General features: G+C 72.1%; 19 protein-coding genes. 10 read left to right on the top strand and 9 right to left on the bottom strand.

The window, feature by feature from the left end:
* Positions 1 to 22 precede the first annotated feature (22 nt).
* Positions 23 to 691, top strand: a complete 669-nt coding sequence (locus DEJ04_RS09410) for an ArsR family transcriptional regulator (protein ID WP_111046905.1) — start codon at positions 23 to 25, stop codon at positions 689 to 691.
* 165 nt (positions 692 to 856) lie between these two features.
* On the opposite strand, the gene DEJ04_RS09405 is transcribed toward DEJ04_RS09410, so the two are convergent.
* From DEJ04_RS09405 to DEJ04_RS09395, 3 genes are all read right to left on the bottom strand, one after another.
* Positions 857 to 2,014 carry a glycosyltransferase family 4 protein gene (locus tag DEJ04_RS09405; RefSeq protein ID WP_146248682.1) on the bottom strand — a complete coding sequence of 386 codons (1,158 nt, stop codon included), beginning with the start codon at positions 2,012 to 2,014 and terminating at the stop codon, positions 857 to 859.
* A 538-nt stretch (positions 2,015 to 2,552) separates the two neighbouring features.
* Entirely contained in the window at positions 2,553 to 3,050 is a 498-nt protein-coding gene (locus DEJ04_RS09400; protein WP_110863897.1) for a hypothetical protein, read from the bottom strand.
* A gap of 137 nt (positions 3,051 to 3,187) precedes the next feature.
* Positions 3,188 to 4,021 (bottom strand): SDR family oxidoreductase, encoded by an 834-nt coding sequence (locus tag DEJ04_RS09395; protein ID WP_071405286.1) that lies wholly within the window; start codon positions 4,019 to 4,021, stop codon positions 3,188 to 3,190.
* A gap of 189 nt (positions 4,022 to 4,210) precedes the next feature.
* On the opposite strand from DEJ04_RS09395, the gene DEJ04_RS09390 reads away from it, so the two are divergent.
* Entirely contained in the window at positions 4,211 to 4,525 is a 315-nt protein-coding gene (locus DEJ04_RS09390; RefSeq protein WP_146248681.1) for a hypothetical protein, read from the top strand.
* 24 nt (positions 4,526 to 4,549) lie between these two features.
* On the opposite strand, the gene DEJ04_RS09385 is transcribed toward DEJ04_RS09390, so the two are convergent.
* On the bottom strand, positions 4,550 to 4,879 hold the full coding sequence (locus tag DEJ04_RS09385) for a hypothetical protein (RefSeq protein ID WP_111046903.1): 330 nt from the start codon (positions 4,877 to 4,879) through the stop codon (positions 4,550 to 4,552).
* A 105-nt stretch (positions 4,880 to 4,984) separates the two neighbouring features.
* Here DEJ04_RS09385 and DEJ04_RS09380 point away from each other — a divergent pair, with 105 nt between their 5' ends.
* From DEJ04_RS09380 to DEJ04_RS09370, 3 genes are all read left to right on the top strand, one after another.
* Positions 4,985 to 5,941 (top strand): AraC family transcriptional regulator, encoded by a 957-nt coding sequence (locus tag DEJ04_RS09380; protein ID WP_111046902.1) that lies wholly within the window; start codon positions 4,985 to 4,987, stop codon positions 5,939 to 5,941.
* A gap of 118 nt (positions 5,942 to 6,059) precedes the next feature.
* On the top strand, positions 6,060 to 6,674 hold the full coding sequence (locus DEJ04_RS09375; RefSeq protein ID WP_111046901.1) for a DapH/DapD/GlmU-related protein: 615 nt from the start codon (positions 6,060 to 6,062) through the stop codon (positions 6,672 to 6,674).
* Positions 6,675 to 6,916: 242 nt separating this feature from the next.
* Entirely contained in the window at positions 6,917 to 7,333 is a 417-nt protein-coding gene (locus DEJ04_RS09370) for a VOC family protein (RefSeq protein WP_111046900.1), read from the top strand.
* On the opposite strand, the gene DEJ04_RS09365 is transcribed toward DEJ04_RS09370, so the two are convergent.
* Both DEJ04_RS09365 and DEJ04_RS18400 read right to left on the bottom strand, forming a co-directional pair.
* Positions 7,314 to 8,261 carry an isoprenylcysteine carboxylmethyltransferase family protein gene (locus DEJ04_RS09365; RefSeq protein ID WP_111046899.1) on the bottom strand — a complete coding sequence of 316 codons (948 nt, stop codon included), beginning with the start codon at positions 8,259 to 8,261 and terminating at the stop codon, positions 7,314 to 7,316. The two genes, DEJ04_RS09370 and DEJ04_RS09365, sit on opposite strands and share 20 nt — an antisense overlap.
* 64 nt (positions 8,262 to 8,325) lie before the next feature.
* Positions 8,326 to 8,472, bottom strand: a complete 147-nt coding sequence (locus tag DEJ04_RS18400; RefSeq protein ID WP_164941096.1) for a hypothetical protein — start codon at positions 8,470 to 8,472, stop codon at positions 8,326 to 8,328.
* Positions 8,473 to 8,586: 114 nt separating this feature from the next.
* On the opposite strand from DEJ04_RS18400, the gene DEJ04_RS09355 reads away from it, so the two are divergent.
* Both DEJ04_RS09355 and DEJ04_RS09350 read left to right on the top strand, forming a co-directional pair.
* A complete protein-coding gene (locus tag DEJ04_RS09355) occupies positions 8,587 to 8,925 on the top strand; it encodes a DUF3140 domain-containing protein (RefSeq protein ID WP_111046898.1) in 339 nt (112 codons plus the stop codon).
* Positions 8,926 to 8,963: 38 nt separating this feature from the next.
* Complete coding sequence (locus tag DEJ04_RS09350) at positions 8,964 to 9,164, top strand: hypothetical protein (protein ID WP_111110269.1); 201 nt, start codon at positions 8,964 to 8,966, stop codon at positions 9,162 to 9,164.
* 25 nt (positions 9,165 to 9,189) lie between these two features.
* Here the strand turns inward: DEJ04_RS09350 and DEJ04_RS09345 are convergent, their stop codons facing one another.
* Complete coding sequence (locus DEJ04_RS09345) at positions 9,190 to 10,047, bottom strand: family 16 glycosylhydrolase (protein ID WP_111046966.1); 858 nt, start codon at positions 10,045 to 10,047, stop codon at positions 9,190 to 9,192.
* Positions 10,048 to 10,150: 103 nt separating this feature from the next.
* Entirely contained in the window at positions 10,151 to 10,411 is a 261-nt protein-coding gene (locus DEJ04_RS18395; protein ID WP_181437781.1) for a hypothetical protein, read from the bottom strand.
* Positions 10,412 to 10,486: 75 nt separating this feature from the next.
* Here DEJ04_RS18395 and DEJ04_RS09340 point away from each other — a divergent pair, with 75 nt between their 5' ends.
* Positions 10,487 to 11,449: an SDR family oxidoreductase gene (locus DEJ04_RS09340; protein WP_181437780.1), complete on the top strand. Its 963-nt coding sequence runs from the start codon at positions 10,487 to 10,489 to the stop codon at positions 11,447 to 11,449.
* Positions 11,450 to 11,721: 272 nt separating this feature from the next.
* Here DEJ04_RS09340 and DEJ04_RS09335 read toward each other — a convergent pair whose 3' ends face one another.
* Positions 11,722 to 12,948 carry a cobalamin-independent methionine synthase II family protein gene (locus DEJ04_RS09335; protein ID WP_111046896.1) on the bottom strand — a complete coding sequence of 409 codons (1,227 nt, stop codon included), beginning with the start codon at positions 12,946 to 12,948 and terminating at the stop codon, positions 11,722 to 11,724.
* Between the two features lie 344 nt (positions 12,949 to 13,292).
* Here DEJ04_RS09335 and DEJ04_RS09330 point away from each other — a divergent pair, with 344 nt between their 5' ends.
* Together DEJ04_RS09330 and DEJ04_RS09325 are read left to right on the top strand one after the other, a co-directional pair.
* Positions 13,293 to 14,132, top strand: coding sequence for a DUF1684 domain-containing protein (locus tag DEJ04_RS09330; protein ID WP_111046965.1), 840 nt, complete (start codon positions 13,293 to 13,295; stop codon positions 14,130 to 14,132).
* A gap of 120 nt (positions 14,133 to 14,252) precedes the next feature.
* The gene (locus tag DEJ04_RS09325; protein WP_111046895.1) at positions 14,253 to 15,275 is read left to right on the top strand and encodes a transporter; all 1,023 of its coding nucleotides are present in this window, start codon (positions 14,253 to 14,255) and stop codon (positions 15,273 to 15,275) included.
* Positions 15,276 to 15,323: the final 48 nt, after the last annotated feature.

Below are 15,323 nucleotides of genomic sequence, written 5' to 3'. Positions count from 1 at the left end.
TGGTTCAGTCAACATTGAACCGATGAACACCGGGCGGCAGGACCTCGAGCGGCGTGCGACGCAGCACGCGGCCCTCGGCGACGTCGCCCGCCTGGCGATCGTCGACCTGCTCGCCGCGTCCGACGCCAGCCCGAGCGAGGTGCGGGCCGCCCTCGGGATCTCCGGGCCGCTCCTGGCGCACCACCTGCGCGTCCTCGAGCAGGCCGGTCTGGTCACGCGACGCCGCTCCGACGGCGACGGGCGCCGCAGCTACCTGCACCTCGAGCTGAGCGGCGTCCCGCACGGTTCGGCAGCGGTGCGCCGACCGGTGTCCCGCGTGCTGTTCGTCTGCACCGGCAACTCCGCGCGCTCCCCGCTGGCCGCGGGCGTCTGGGCGCAGGTCAGCGAGATCGGCTCGCTGTCCGGCGGGACGCGTCCCGCGGCCGCCATCGCCCCCGGGGCGGTCGCCGTGGGGGAACGCCACGGCCTGGACCTCGGCCGCCACGTTCCGCGAGCCTTCCGCGACCTCGTCGCCGACGGCGACCTGGTCGTCACGGTCTGCGACCGTGCGCACGAGTCGATCGACGACGGCGACAGCCTTCACTGGTCGCTGCCGAACCCCTCGCGCGTCGGCACGCCGGACGCGTACGAGGCCACCTACGCGGACCTCCGGTCCCGCGCCACCGCGCTCGCTGCGCGCCTCGCCGCCTGACGCGGCCCCACGAACGGAACGCCCCGATGAGATCCCCCCTCCTCATCGGGGCGTTCTCCTTGCTCGACCGCCTGCGGACTGGAGGCCCGGGGCGGGCCCGCACCGCGCCTCCAGTCCGTCCCGTGGTGCGCCCAGGGCGGCGCGCGCTCGCGGGGGAGCCGTCACTCAGGGCCGGCAGCTGCCGGCGACCAGCCGGAGGACCTGATCGGTGTGCCGCTCCGCCGTCGCGAGCCGCGCGTGCTCGACGGCGGCGGCGGTGTGCGGCCGCAGCAGCGTCCGGTCCGAGGCGAGTTCGATGATCGTCGTGGCGAGCCCGAACGCGGTCTCGTCGTCGGTCAGGACGGCGGCGGAGCCGAACTCGCTCGCCAGGCGGATGTCGGACACGATGACCGGACGGTGGTCCCGGAACGCCTCGAGCGCGGTCATCGGCTGGCCGTCGTGCTCGAGCGAGCAGACCACCGCCGCGTGCCCGCACAGCAGCAGGTCGTGGACCGCCTGCGACGACAGGCGGCCGTGGACACGGACCGACACCGGCGTGCGGGTCGGGGGGACGGTCCCGCCGGCGACGTCGACCCGCACGGCGTGTGCCCCGAGCCGGATCTCCACCAGCCGGATCGCGTTGAGGAGGACGTCGAGGCGCTTGTCCGGGGTGAACCGCGACGCCCAGACGAGCCGGAGCGGGCCGAGTTCCGGCGCCGGCGGCGGTTCGACCGGCCGGCGGCCGAGTGCGTTGGGCACGACGTGGACCGGGCCGACGCCGGCTTCGCGGAGGACACGGGCCTGCCGCGTCGTCGGGGTGACGACGACGTCGGCCGCCCCGGAGACGGCCACGGCCATGTTGCGGCGCGCGTCGTCCATGGGGTGCCCCGTGAAGCGGTGCCGTGTGGGCCGGATGCCGGTCACCACACGGTGCGCGTGCCGTGCGAGGGGCGCCATCGCCGCAGCGGTCCGGCCCCGGACCGGCGCCGAACCGTGCACGGTGTGGATCGTCGGCAGCTCGAGGGAGCGCGCCGTGGTCAGCGCCGCCGCGGCGAGGCCGAAGTCCGAGTGGGTGACGACGAGGTCGATCCGTTCCTCGAGCATCAGCGTGCCGAGGCACCGGCGGACACGGACCGAGTTGCGGACCACCGGCAGGTCGCTCTCCGGCGCGCTGATCGACGGTTCGACCTCGAACAGGCGGACGCCGTGCTTCCGCAGCTCCGCGGTCTCGCTCGAGCGCGGAGTCGCCACCCAGACGACGTGACCGGACTCCGCGAAGGCCTTCGCCTGCTCGACCAGCGCGGCGCGTTCACCCCGCATCGCCGACAGCGGGAAGTCGCTCACGAGCAGGACCGTCGCCTTCGCCGCCGCCACGTCAGCGGCCGGTCTCGAGCACGGTGGTCTGGCGGGGGCTGCGCATGCGGTCTCTCACGGTTCGGGAGCGGAACGGGGTGCTGGGAACCGTAGGCGTTCAGAAGACGATCGTCTAGTGAACCGCCGTGCTGCTGAGCGGGCCTTCACGACTCCCCGGGCCGACGCTCAGCCGGGCGCGCGGCGGACGGTCGGGCACTGTCCGGTTCCTGCGGAACATGGACACGTCTGAGCCGTGGTCGACGTACAGTCTCCGGAAGCTACCCCGCCGGACCCTACCGGCGGGTGCCCGACCCCCCGTTCCCGGGCTGGCCTCGTCATGACCACCGCGTCGAACCCGACGGCGTCGTAGCGCGAGGACGTCTGCTCCTGACCCGAACTCGTGCAGACGTCCTCGCACCTTCCCGCTGTCGTCGAGCGGACGGCGGGTCCCCGACCTCGGGCGCCGCGTAGGACGTGGAAGTGGCCGACCAGCCCAAGGACTGATCGGCCACTGCGCGGTGTCCGACGACTAGCGGTCAGACGCCTCGACGACGCAGCTCTCGACCTGCTCGGCGGCCTTCGAGTCGTCGGCGAACGGCGTCGGCGCATCCGAGGTGGTGGTCGTCTCGTCGGCGACGGCCTGCTTGGCGACGTCGTTCACGGCGTACAGCGGGCCGTCGAAGTCGTCGGCCGTGGGGTCGGCGGTGGTCGCCCAGATGGTGACCTCGTCGTCGTTCGAGTCGTTGCTGTCCGCGGGGACGATGGCGGCACCGAGGTACCAGCCGCCGTCACCCTTCTGGATGTTCGCGAACTCGGTGGTGTCGTGCGACCCGACCGCCTTGTCGATCATGTCGACGGCGGCGCTGGCGGCCACGTCGCACTGGGCCGACTGCGACTTCTCCTCGGAGCCGGGGACCTTGCCGACGGGGTTGATGTTCTGCGCTCCGCCGGGGTCGCAGGCGGTGAGCAGGAGGGCTACGGTGGCGGCGCCGAACAGCGCCGTGACGGTCTTCGCTCGCGTGGACATGGCCCTGAACGTAGGCCGGCCCCGGTGGGCGGCGGTTCAGCCAGGAGCGTCCCCCGACGACGGACGGGAGGCCCGGCGCACGTCGTGCCCCGGGCCTCCCGTCCGTCACCTGGTCCCGTTGCCGGACCGGCGTCCCGTCACAGGATCGGGGTGCCGCCGGTGACGGCGACCCGCGCGCCGGAGACGTAGCTGCCGTCGTCACTGGCGAGCAGCACGTAGACGGGCGCGAGTTCGGCCGGCTGGCCGGGACGGCCGAGCGGCGACTGCTTGCCGAACTGCTCGACCTGCTCCGGCGGCATCGTCGACGGGATCAGCGGCGTCCAGATCGGACCGGGGGCGACGCTGTTCACGCGGATCCCGCGTTCCCCGAGCAGCTGCGCCAGCGCGGCCGACAGGTTCGCGACGCCGGCCTTGGTGACGTCGTAGGGCGCCAGGTTCGGCTTCGGGTTGTCGGAGTTCACCGAGCTCGACCCGATGATCGACGACCCCGGGCCGAGGTGCGGCAGCGCGGCCTTGACGAGGTGGAAGTAGGCGCTGAGGTTCGTCGCGAGGGTGTGGTCCCACTCCTCGTCGCTGATCTCCTCGATCGTCTCGTGGGTCATCTGGTAGGCGGCGTTGTTCACGAGGACGTCGAGCCCGCCGAGTTCCGAGACCGCCTGGTCGATGACGGATCGGCAGTACGCGGGATCGCTCACGTCGCCCGGGAAGAGCACGGCCTTCCGACCGGCCTCCTCGATCCAGCGCTTCGTGTCCTGCGCGTCGTCCTCCTCTTCCGGCAGGTAGCTGATCAGGACGTCAGCACCCTCGCGCGCGAACGCGATCGCGACGGCCTTCCCGATGCCGCTGTCCCCACCGGTGATGACGGCGCGCTTGCCGGTGAGCTTGCCGGAGCCGCGGTACGACTCCTCGCCGTGGTCGGCCTTCGGGGTGAGTTCCTGGTCGCTCCCCGGGGGCTGCTGCTGCTCGGTCATGTCTCTCCCTGTGGTCGGTTTCCCTGGACGTCCCCGATGCTGGGCGGGCGCCACTGAACGCCTGTCCAGGGTCACGGCGTACCCCGTTCGATGCTCGAAGATGTGTACCCGGCACGTCGGCGGCCTACCGTGGCACCGGATCAGGGAACCGTCACCGCGACGGAAGCTCCTCTTCACCAGGGAGCAACGTTGAAGTACGTGAACTACGCGGGCACGGTCCGTGTCCTGACGAGCGACTCGATCGCCGACGCGGTGATCCGGTACGCCGCCGCTCTGCACCAGAGTCGGCTGAGCGACGTCGTGTCGATCCCGACGGCCGACGACTTCGGGGTGGCGAGCACGATCGAGGTGCTCCTGGCCCCGGCGATCCCGGTCGCCCTCGAGCCCGCTCCGGACGACGACCTCGAACCCGAGGGCGAGGTGTTCCTGCTCGAACTCGGTCGGCGCACCGAGGCCGTGCTCGCCGTCGACACCAACGCGTCGCCGCCGGACTTCGGGCGCTGAGCGGTCGCTCCGCGGGGGCGCTGCCTACGCCACCGGCCCCTCGGTCAGGTCCGTCCGGGTGTCCGCGTGGATCACCTCGTCGTGCTCGAACGTCAGTGCTGCGGCCCGCAGCCGTGCCACGAACACGGTGTCCTCAGCCTCGAGTTCGTCCTCCTCGGCGTCCTCGACGACGAGCTGGCTCGACGGACCGATGAGCACCTTGGTGGTCGTCATGGTGCCGTCGGCCGCCACGGCGGGGATCGCCACGGTGTCCGCACGGCTGCCCCCGGCCAGTGCGGCGGCGTACTCGATCACGGCATCGGCCACGTCGTCGCTCGTCAGGATCGTCGAGCGGTCGTACTGGATGTACTTCATGTTCGACCTCCTGGAGCACAGCCAACAGCGCCGTTGCTGGCCGCCGTACAGGAACACGGCGCGTCGCTCGTTGCGCCGACGCCGACTTGTCGTCAGGATCATCACGTGCCCGAGACCATGCACCGCCTGCTGCGGGAGATCCAGACCGCCGAGCCGTCGGTGGCGGCCGAGGCGATGGCCCGGACGCACATCACCCACGGACTGTCGGTCGAACCGACGGACGCCGAGTTCGTGTTCGAGGAGCGCGTGCGCGGAACGGCGCTGCTGTCGCTCGAGTCGACCCGCTGCACCGGGGTCCTGAGCGGCACGATCGAGCCCGGCGACGCGATGATGATCTTCTGGATGAAGTCCGGGGTCGCCCAGCTCGACGAGAACACCGTGAAGATCGGCCGGCCGACGCTCTTCCGTCAGGGGCCCCAGCGCTTCCGCTGGATCGCCTGCAACAAGGACGTCCTGCGGATCGACCGCTCGATCGTCGAACAGGTCGCGGCCGAGCGCGGCGACTGGGCCCCGGGTCCCATCGAGTTCCGTCCGCGGCACGTCCCCGAGGGTGCGCCGCTCGCTGCCTGGTGGCTCATGGTGCGGTCCATCGCACAAGAGGTCCTGGCCGGACCGGACGCCGTCCCGATCGAACGCGAGCGGGAGCTCGCGCGCTTCGCCGCCGGTGGGCTGCTCACCGCGATCCCGCACTGGCCCGTCGGGCAGCACGAGCCGGCGATGGCCGCCACCGCCCGCTTCGCCCGTGCCGAGACCTTCCTGCTCGAGCACGCCACCGAGCAGATCACCGTCGACGACGTCGCCGAGGCCGCAGGCCTGAGCGTGCGTGGCGTGCAGGCGGCGTTCCAGCGGCACCACGGCATCACCCCGACCATGTACCTGCGTCGCATCCGGCTGCTGCTCGCCCGCGAACAGCTCGAGTCGGGCGACGGTCGGAGCATCGCCGAGATCGCCCGGGCCACCGGGTTCGCCCACCTCGGCCGGTTCGCGGGGAGCTACCGCGAGGAGTTCGGCGAGCTGCCCCGGCAGACGGCGTCCACCGCGCGGGACGGCGCCCGCGCCTAGCGAGCAGCCGCGCGGGCCCGCAAGAATCCCGCAACCGCCCGCCGTCCGGCCGATCGCCGACGATCGTCGCCCTACGTTTGCGCTGCACGGACACGCAGCCACGACGAATGGAGACCCCATGGCCGGCTCAGCAGCACCACCCGTCCCGACCACGGCCGTCCCACCGACGACCGATCCGTCGACGTTCGGCCGTCGGCTCGTCGAGGACGCCTCCTACGCCCGTGAGCACTTCGTCTTCACGGCACTGCTCGGATCCCCGCTGCTGCCTCGGATCGTCCGGCGGCTGCTGCTCCGTGCCGCCGGGGCACGCGCCGAGTCCGGAGTGGGCACCGGGTTCTCGCTGACGGGCGACCCGAAGCACCTCACCATCGGCCGGGGCGTCTTCTGCAACCGCAACGTGACCGTCGAGGCCGTCGCCCCCGTGACGATCGGTGCGAACACCGCGATCGGGATGCAGGTGCTCATCATGACGAGCCACCACGAGATCGACGCCGAGGGCCGGTGGAGCGACGTCGCGACCGGCCGCCCGGTGGTCGTCGAGGAGCACGTCTGGATCGGCGGCCGCGCTACGATCCTGCCGGGCGCCCACATCGAGCACGACGTCGTGGTCGCCGCCGGCGCCGTGGTCGTCGGCCGCCTGGCGGCGCACGGCGTCTACGCCGGCGTCCCCGCCAAGCGGATCCGTGAGCTCGCCCCGTCCGCGCGACCGCCGGTGGTGGACCCCGCCGTGTGACGGCCTGGAGGCCCGTGGCGGCGCCGCCACGCGCCTCCCGTCCGGCGTCGGTGCTGCTTCGAACACGCCGGTGTGTTGCTGCGACGCCGTGCCGTCGTCGAGACGCCGCCGAATGTGGAGGCGTCTCGACGACCTGGCGGCGCCGAACGAAGACGACGGCGTCTCCTTCCGCGGGGACGCGCACTCTGCCAGCATGATCACGACGCGGGCGACGACGCCCGCGCAGGACGAGGGAGATCGTCATGACCGTTCGCCTCAACCCCTACCTCGGGTTCCGGAGCGGAGCCCGCGAAGCGCTCGAGTTCTACCACTCGGTCTTCGGCGGCACGCTCACCATCGGCACGTTCGGTGAAGCCGGCATGAGCCAGGACCCCGCCGACGCCGACAAGGTGATGCACGGCCAGCTCGACGGCGACGAGGGCCTGCTCCTGATGGCCTCGGACGCGCCGTCCGGCATGCCGACGCCGGCCGAGAGCAGCATCTCGCTCTCGCTCAGCGGTGACGACCACGAACTGCTGACGCGGTGGTGGAACGGCCTCGCCCAGGGCGCAACGATCGTCGAACCGCTCACCACCGCCCCCTGGGGCGACACCTTCGGCATGCTGACCGACCGCCACGGGGTGTCGTGGCTGGTCAACATCAGCGGCGCGACGAGCTGAGCGGCACCGAACCCACGCGTGCCGGCACCGGCCACCGCGGCACCCAGCACCGGACCTGCTCGGCGTAGCGACGGAAGTCGTCGCCGAACCGTTCCGCCAGGTCGGATTCCTCGAGCGGGCGGACGATGCAGTTCCAGACCACGGAACCGGCGACCGCGTAGACGACGACCAGCCACGACGACAGCAGCAGGCCGACGGCGACGCCCTGGGTGATGCCGGCCAGTGCCATCGGGTTCCGCACCGATCGGTACGGCCCGGCGACCACCAGGCGGTTCGCGGTGGCCGAGGGAAGCGGCGTGCCTTCGCCCTTCGTCGACATCGCCGCTGCCGACGCGATGCCGAGCGCGCTGGCCAGCAGGAGCACGACCACACCGACGACGGTGAGGGTGGTGACGAAGGGTGCCGGCAGTTGCGGGTGGAGGCCCCAGCGGTGCTCGGCGAACGCGATGAGCAGGGGGAACGCCCCGAGGAACAGGCCCCAGAAGACGACGATCTGCAGCGCGGTCGCGGTGACGTGCCGGGAGCGCGGGGCGCTGGCGTCGGCGGTGCGGATCCGCAGCGGACCGCTCGTCACCCACTCCGTCGGGACCCGCCCGAGCAGCACCAGGGCGAGGGCGAGGGCCGAGCCGATCGTGGCGGCGAGCATGACGAGCACGCCCCAGCCGGCCTCGCCGGTCACGGTCGCCCAGACGCTCAGGGCGACGAGCACCAGGGCGGTCCACACCGTCGTGACCACCGCGGCGGCTCGGACACCGGCGGCGGCGAGCGCTGAGGCGACGACGAACAGCGGGACGTCGAACACGGCGACGAGCACCGGGTCGAGCGAGCCGAGCGTCGCCGTGCGGATCCAGGGCAGCGTCGCGACGGCGATCCACCAGGCCGATCCACCGACGGCTTGCAGCGCGTAGTACCGCCGGCCCCAGGACATGGGTGCACGGTAGCAGTGCGCGGCGAGGGGCCGGGCCGTGGGCGCCCTCGCTCCCGCTGGGGGGTCAGTCGGTGTGGTTGATCTGTCCGAGCCAGCGACCGAAGGACGGGGTGCGCTCGTCGTGCAGGGTGGGCAGGACGGGCTTCGGCAGGCAGGCGCGCTCGTCGGTGACGGTTCCGGCGCCGGTGCTCTTGTGGAGGTCGAGGCTCATGGTGGGCTCCTTCGTGGTCGGTGGAGTGTTCGACACCGGGCGGGGCCGTTCCATTCCCATCTGACCCGGCCCGCCCTGCGCAGTCGTCCAGCACGGCCGGGTTTGCTCGACCGCATGAGCGAGCACGACGACGAGCAGACCCGGGCCGACTTCGACGACGCGGTGAACATGACCGCCACCGAGTTGCGGAAGTGGCTCGACACCGACGAGTCGAAGTCCGTCGGGCAGAAGCCCTCGGGTGGCGGCGAGTCGACCGGGCACGAGAGCGGCCGACACATCATCCGCATCCTCGAGAAGCACAGGGCCGACCGCACCGACGACGACCTGGCGCACATGCGGAAGGTCGTCGGCTACGTCGCCCGGCACTCGGAGCAGCGTCCCGACGGCGACGTGCACGACACCCCCTGGCGGTACTCGCTCATGAACTGGGGCCACGACCCGGAGAAGCACTGACGGCATCGGGCAGAATGGGTGGTGTGAACGAGACGGGCATGCCGCGCTTCCGACGGATCTGGTCGACCGTGCAGGTCGGTGTCCTCGCGATCGCCGTCGCGTTCTGCGTCGTGATGCTCGTGATCGGGCAGGGCAAGCTCGACCGGGTCTACGCGGTCGCCGCGGTGTTCTTCGGACTCGCCCTGGTCGGGCACAGCACCTACCTGTGGCTCGTCGCACGGGCGAACCGCCGTCCCTGACGCTCGTCCGCTTCGGCGATCCCGGCTAGGCGTTCTGGTGGACCCGCAGCCAGTCGATGGTCATCTGCTGGGGGAACCGTGTCGAGGCGTCGGGCGAACCCGGCCAGTTCCCGCCGACCGCGACGTTGAGGATCACGAAGAACGGCTTGTCGAACACCCACGTCGCCGAGCCGACGTCGGCCCGGGTGACCGTCCGGTACGCGATGCCGTCGACCGTCCAGGTGATCGAGCCGGGGCGCCAGTCGACCCCGTACACGTGGAAGTCGTCGGCGAACGCTGCTCCGGACGGGTTCGTGTACGCCGCCGAGATGCCCTGCGCGCCGGAGTACCCGGGCCCGTGCACCGTGCCGTGCACGATCCCCGGCTCGTACCCGACGTTCTCCATGACGTCGATCTCGCCGCACGCCGGCCAGCCGACCTGCCCGATGTCCGCGCCGAGCATCCAGAACGCCGGCCAGATGCCCTGGCCGCGGGGGATGCGGATCCGCGCCTCGATGCGGCCGTACCGCGCGGTGTAGGTGCTCTCGGACTTCAGCCGGGCCGACGAGTACGACCCGTCGGCCTCGCGGTGTGCGGTGATCACGAGGTTGCCGGCACCGTCGAGCGCCGCGTTCCGCCGCGAGTCCGTGTAGGTCTGCAGCTCGGCGTTGCCCCAGCCGCCCGCACCCAGGTCGTACCGCCAGATCCCCGGGTTCGGCGCGCTGCCGGCCGGGCCGTCGAACTCGTCGGCGGCGAGCAGCACGGGGGCAGCGGTCGGCGCCGCAGCTCCGGTCGCGGCCTGTGCCGACTCGTCCGAACCGATCGCCGTCGCGCCGAGGGCGGTCGTCGCGGCTCCGGCGAGTCCGAGCGTCATGAAGCGCCGTCGATCGATGTGCTGGTCCATGTCGTGCTCCCTGCAGCGCGATGGTGGTGTGGTCGTCGGATCATGCACCATCCGGCCGCACCTGAACAGGCCCGGATCCCGCTTCGTCCGCGGGACGCACCCGTCAGCCGAAGCGCATCGCCAGCGGCACGAGCAACCCCGCGACCCACACGAGCACCATCACGAGGGCGCCGACCGCGATGAGCCGTCGGCGACGCCGCAGCTTCGGGCTCCGCTCCTCGCCCCACATCTGTGCACGGACCAGCACCCGGTTCGCCTGCTCGACGACCTTCCGCACCTCGGGGTCGTCGACGTCGAGGACACCGGCGCGGGCGTGCTCGGCGATGATCGCGGCTTCGTCGACGGTCAGGTCGTCCTTGCGCATGCTCCATCTTCGCACCGCGTGCAGGGGTACGACCCGGCTGTGCGGGAACGGACCACGGCCGGGTACCAAGGACACATGGGACATCGGTACCGCGGGAAGATCGTCGTCATCACCGGAGCATCGAGCGGCATCGGGAGGGCCGCCGCACACGAGTTCGCCCGGCAGGGCGCCACGCTCGTGCTCGCCGCACGCGGGCACGACTCGCTCGAGGCCGCAGCCGCCGAGTGCCAGAAGCTCGGCGCCGAGGCGATCGCGATCCCGACCGACGTCGCCGACGAGCACCAGGTCAAGGACCTCATCGGCACGGTGACGACCCGCTTCGGTCGCATCGACGTCTTCGTCGGCAACGCGGCCCTGTTCGTCTACGGCCTGTTCGAGCAGACCCCCACCGAGGCGTTCAAGCGCGTCGTCGACACGAACCTGTACGGGCACCTCAACGCGATCACGCACCTGCTGCCGCACTGGAAGCAGCGCGGGAAGGGCACCTACGTGCTCGTCGGCTCGATCCAGTCGCTGCTCTCGGCGCCGTACCAGTCGGCGTACGTGACGAGCAAGCACGCTGCGCTCGGCCTGGTCGACGTGCTCGGCGACGAGTTCGCGGGCACCGGCATCAAGTTCACCGCGCTGCTGCCGTCCACGATCGACACCCCGATCTACCAGAACGGTGCCAACTACACCGGCAAGACCTCGCACCCGCTCCCGCCCACCGTCTCGGTCGAGCGGGCCGGACGTGCCGTCGTGCAGGCCGCCACGCATCCCAAGCGCTACCGCTTCGTCGGACGGATCCAGGCGTCGCTCGTGCCGCTGCAGTACGTGTTCCCGGGCCTGTTCCACAAGATCACGAAGCCGATGGTGGAGACGTTCGCGCTCCGTGGCAAGGGCGCCCCCACCGACGGGAACCTCTACGCCCCCGCCGACGCCGCGAACGCGACGGACGGCGGCTGGGTCGCGAAGCGACGGCGCGTCACGCGCCCCCTCGTCTGGCTCGGCGTCGCGGCTGCGGGCGCGGCGGTCGTGCTCGGCCGCTCGCGTCGGTAGACGCGTCCGCTGACGGACGGGAGGCCCGGTGCCAGCTGGCACCGGGCCTCCCGTCCGTCCGTGCGTGCGTCCACAGCCGGGCGTACCTGCCCGAACCGGGCGTACCTGCCCGATCCGGGCGTACCTGCCCGATCCGGGCATACCTGCCCGAACCGGGCGTACCTGCCCGAACCGGGCGCACCTGGCGGAATCGGGCGTACCTGCGGTGTTCTTCTTGGCAGGTACGCCCGATCTCGCCAGGTATCGCAGCTGTTCTGGGAAGGAACGGGCAGCTAGAAGAGCTTGGCGCTCGCGCGCCGGGCACCCTCGCCGAGGGACTCGAGCTTCGCCGCGGCGATCTGCGGGTGCACGCGACCGCCGAGGCCGCAGTCGGTGCCGGCGATCACGCGCTCACGCCCGACCACCGAGGCGAACCGCTCGATGCGCTGCGCGACGAGGTCGGGGTGCTCGACGACGTTCGTGGCGTGGCCGACGACACCCGGGACGATGACCTTGCCCTCGGGCAGGGTGACGTCCTGCCAGACGGTCCACTCGTGCTCGTGGCGGGCGTTCGCGGCCTCGAACGAGTACGCACCGGCGTCGATGTCGAGCATCAGGTCGACGATGTGGCGGAGCTCGATGTCGGTGGTGTGCGGACCGTGCCAGGAGCCCCAGCACAGGTGGAAGCGCACGCGGCTGGTGTCGAGGCCACGCAGCGCGTGGTTGAGCGCCTCGACACGGATGCGGGTGAAGGCGCGGTAGTCCTCGATGCTCGGCTCGGGGTTGATCTGGTCCCAGTTCTCGGCGATCGAGGGGTCGTCGATCTGCAGCACGAGGCCGGCGTCGAGGATCGTCGTGTACTCCTCGCGCAGGGCGTCGGCCCACGCCCAGATGTGTTCTTCCTCGGTCGCGTAGTACTCGTTCGCGATGCGGGCGGCGGAGCCGGGGGAGAGCGCCGTGATGAAGCCGTTGTCGGCGCCGGCGGCCTCGACTGCGTGCTTGAGGTTGGCGGCGTCGGTGGCCGCGGCCTCGTGGCCGGTGTACGTGATCGGGCCGGTCGTGGTCGGGAACGCGGTGGCGTTCTTGCCGGTGCCGATGCCCGACTCGGGGTCGGTGTAGGCGTCGTGGAAGATCGTCCAGTCGCGGCGGTCCGGAAAGCTCGTGAGCCGGATGTTCCCCGGGGTGGACCGGACCGGCTGCTGCGAGAAGATGTTCTCGTCGGTCAGGCTCAGGCCGCTGACGCGCTGGAACGAGTAGCCCCACCAGGCGCCGTAGTCGACGCTGTTCGACATCGCCTTGCCGAACTCGCCGTCACCGGGCTGCGTGATGCCGAGCGCGGTCTGCCGTGCGACGACGTCGTCGACGGCCGCGCTCGTCAGGGCGCGGACCTCGTCGGTGGTCTCGAGCGTGAAGCCGTCGGCGGCCACGGGCCGTGCGGCGTTCGCGGCGATGAGCTCCGGGGTGCGGGGGAGCGATCCGGCGGTGGTGGCCTGGATGCGGTCGGTGTTCTCGAAGGGCATGCGCTGCCTTCCTCTCGATGGGTGCGGACTGTCGGGAGTCGGGGGCCGCGCGCGAGGCTTCGCGGTGCGCTGCAGTGCCACTCTGCCACGAGGGGCCGGGCCCGTTACGTTCCGCGACTGTGGCTTCGTGCGGACGCCGAACGACAGGGTCGATGTCGTACGACACCGACTCGGTCGCCTGTTGCGTGCGCGGACGGTTGCACGCGCGTGCGAACGACAGGGTCGATGTCGGACGACGTCGACGGTGTCGTTCCGCATCGGCCCGCCCGCGCCCCGCCCGCCGCCCGCCGACGCACGGCGACACGATCGTCGCGCCACCGGGCCACGAGTCGTACGGTCGACCCATGAGCACGACGACCCCGACGAGCGACACCACCACGACGAACCCGGCCGCACCGACCTTCGCCGAATCGTGGACCGCCTGGCACGACGACCACGAGCAGGCCCGGGCGAGCGAGCACGGCTTCCTCGCGATCACGAGCATCCGCTGGCTCACCGCCACGCCGGAACGGTTCGACGACGCCCCGGGCACCTGGTCGACGGACGAGGACGGCCCGGTGGTCGCACTGACCGACGACGAGACGATCGAGGTCGACGGACAGCCGGTCACCGGGACGCACCGGTTCGGCCCGCTGCCGGAGCGCTCGAGCACGAACGTGGTGTGGCACGACGGCGACGAGGCCGTGGTGATCGAGGTCGCCCGGCGCGGCGGCAGTGACCTGCTGCGCCCGCGGCACCCGTCGAACCCGACCCGCGTCGAGTACCAGGGCACCCCGGCGTACGCCCCTGCTGAGCGCTTCGTCGTGGACGCGCACTTCGAGCCGTTCGACACTCCGCGTGAGGTCACCGTCGGCAGCGTCGTCGACGGCCTGCTGCACGTGTACGAGGCCCCCGGCGTCCTGACGTTCGACCTCGACGGGCCGCGGTCGCTCCTGGCGTTCAACGGGCACGCCGGCGGCCTGCACGTGCTGTTCACCGACCGCACGAGCGGGGTCACGACGTACGCGGCGAACCGGAGTCTCGACATCGCCGCACCGGATGCCGACGGTGCCACCCGCATCGACTTCAACCGGTCGAAGAACCTGCCGTGCGCCTACACCCCGCACGCGACCTGCCCGCTGCCGCCCGCCGAGAACCGGCTCGACGTGGCGATCGAGGCGGGCGAGCAACTGCCCGCAGCCTGACCGCGGAGCACGCACGGCCCGCCGAGCACACACGGCCCCCGGGCACGCACGCCCCGCCGCGCACGCACGGCCCCGGGCGCGCACCGGCGCAGCCGACCCGTCCACGAGAATGGGGGAGCCATGCCACGACCCACCTCCCGCATCCCGCTCAACACCCTCGCCGTCCCGTTCGGCCTCGCCGGCTTCGCCGAGACGTGGTCGTACGCCGCCCCCGTGCTGCACCTGCCCACCGTGGTGCCGCAGGTGTTCTGGGCGATCGCCGCCGTCGCGTGGGTGTGGCTGCTCGGTGCGCACATCGTCCGGGGCGCACGCGTCAGTGAACGGCTGGTCGACCAGCTCCGCCACCCGGCGCAGGGCCCGATCGCCGCGCTCGTCCCCGCGACCGCGATGCTGCTCGGCGTCGACCTGGCGCGGTTCGCCCCCGTCGCCGGGCAGGTCGTGGTGCTCGCCGCCGTGGCCACCGCGGCCGGGTTCGCCGCCTGGCTGCTGAGCACCTGGTTCGAGGGCCGGCTCGCCCTGGAGTCCGTGCACGGCGGCTACCTGCTGCCGACCGTCGCCGCGGCCCTGGTCGCCGCGGTCGCCACGCACGAGGTCGGCGTCGGCTGGCTGTCCTGGCCGGCCCTCGGCGTCGGCGTGTTCTTCTGGGGCGTCATGACCGGTCTGCTGCTCATCCGGCTGGCGTTCCGACCGGCGCTGCCGGGGCCGCTCGTGCCGACGATGGCGATCCTGGTCGCGCCGCCGGCGGTCGCCACCCTGTCGGTGTTCGCCCTCACCGACGGTGCTGTGACCCTGCCCGTGCAGGCCATCGCGGGCCTCGGCGTCCTGATGGTCCTCGTGCAGCTGGCCCTGCTGCCGCGGTACGTCCGCCTGGCGTTCTCGCTCGGGTTCTGGTCGTTCGTGTTCCCGGCCGCCGCGGTCGCCACCGCCGCAGTGGAGTGGTTCCGGGCACTCGCGCTGCCGTCCGCCTGGATCCCCACCGCCACGTTGCTGGCGCTGCTCAGCGTGCTCGTCGCGGTCGTCGGTGCCCGCTCGATCGGCCTCGCCGTGCACCACCTGCTCGGGCAGGCCGAGCGCACCCTGCACGACGCCGACGACGAGGACGCCGCCCCCGGCCCCGTGACGGGCGCGACGCGCGTGGTCTGACGAGCGGGGCGGTCGGGCCGCGCAGGCGGCGGACGGGAGGCCCGTGGC

Origin of the sequence: Curtobacterium sp. MCLR17_044 (assembly GCF_003234435.1) — a bacterium.
Lineage (GTDB): Bacteria > Actinomycetota > Actinomycetes > Actinomycetales > Microbacteriaceae > Curtobacterium > Curtobacterium flaccumfaciens.
This window is presented reverse-complemented; position numbering and strand designations above follow the sequence as displayed.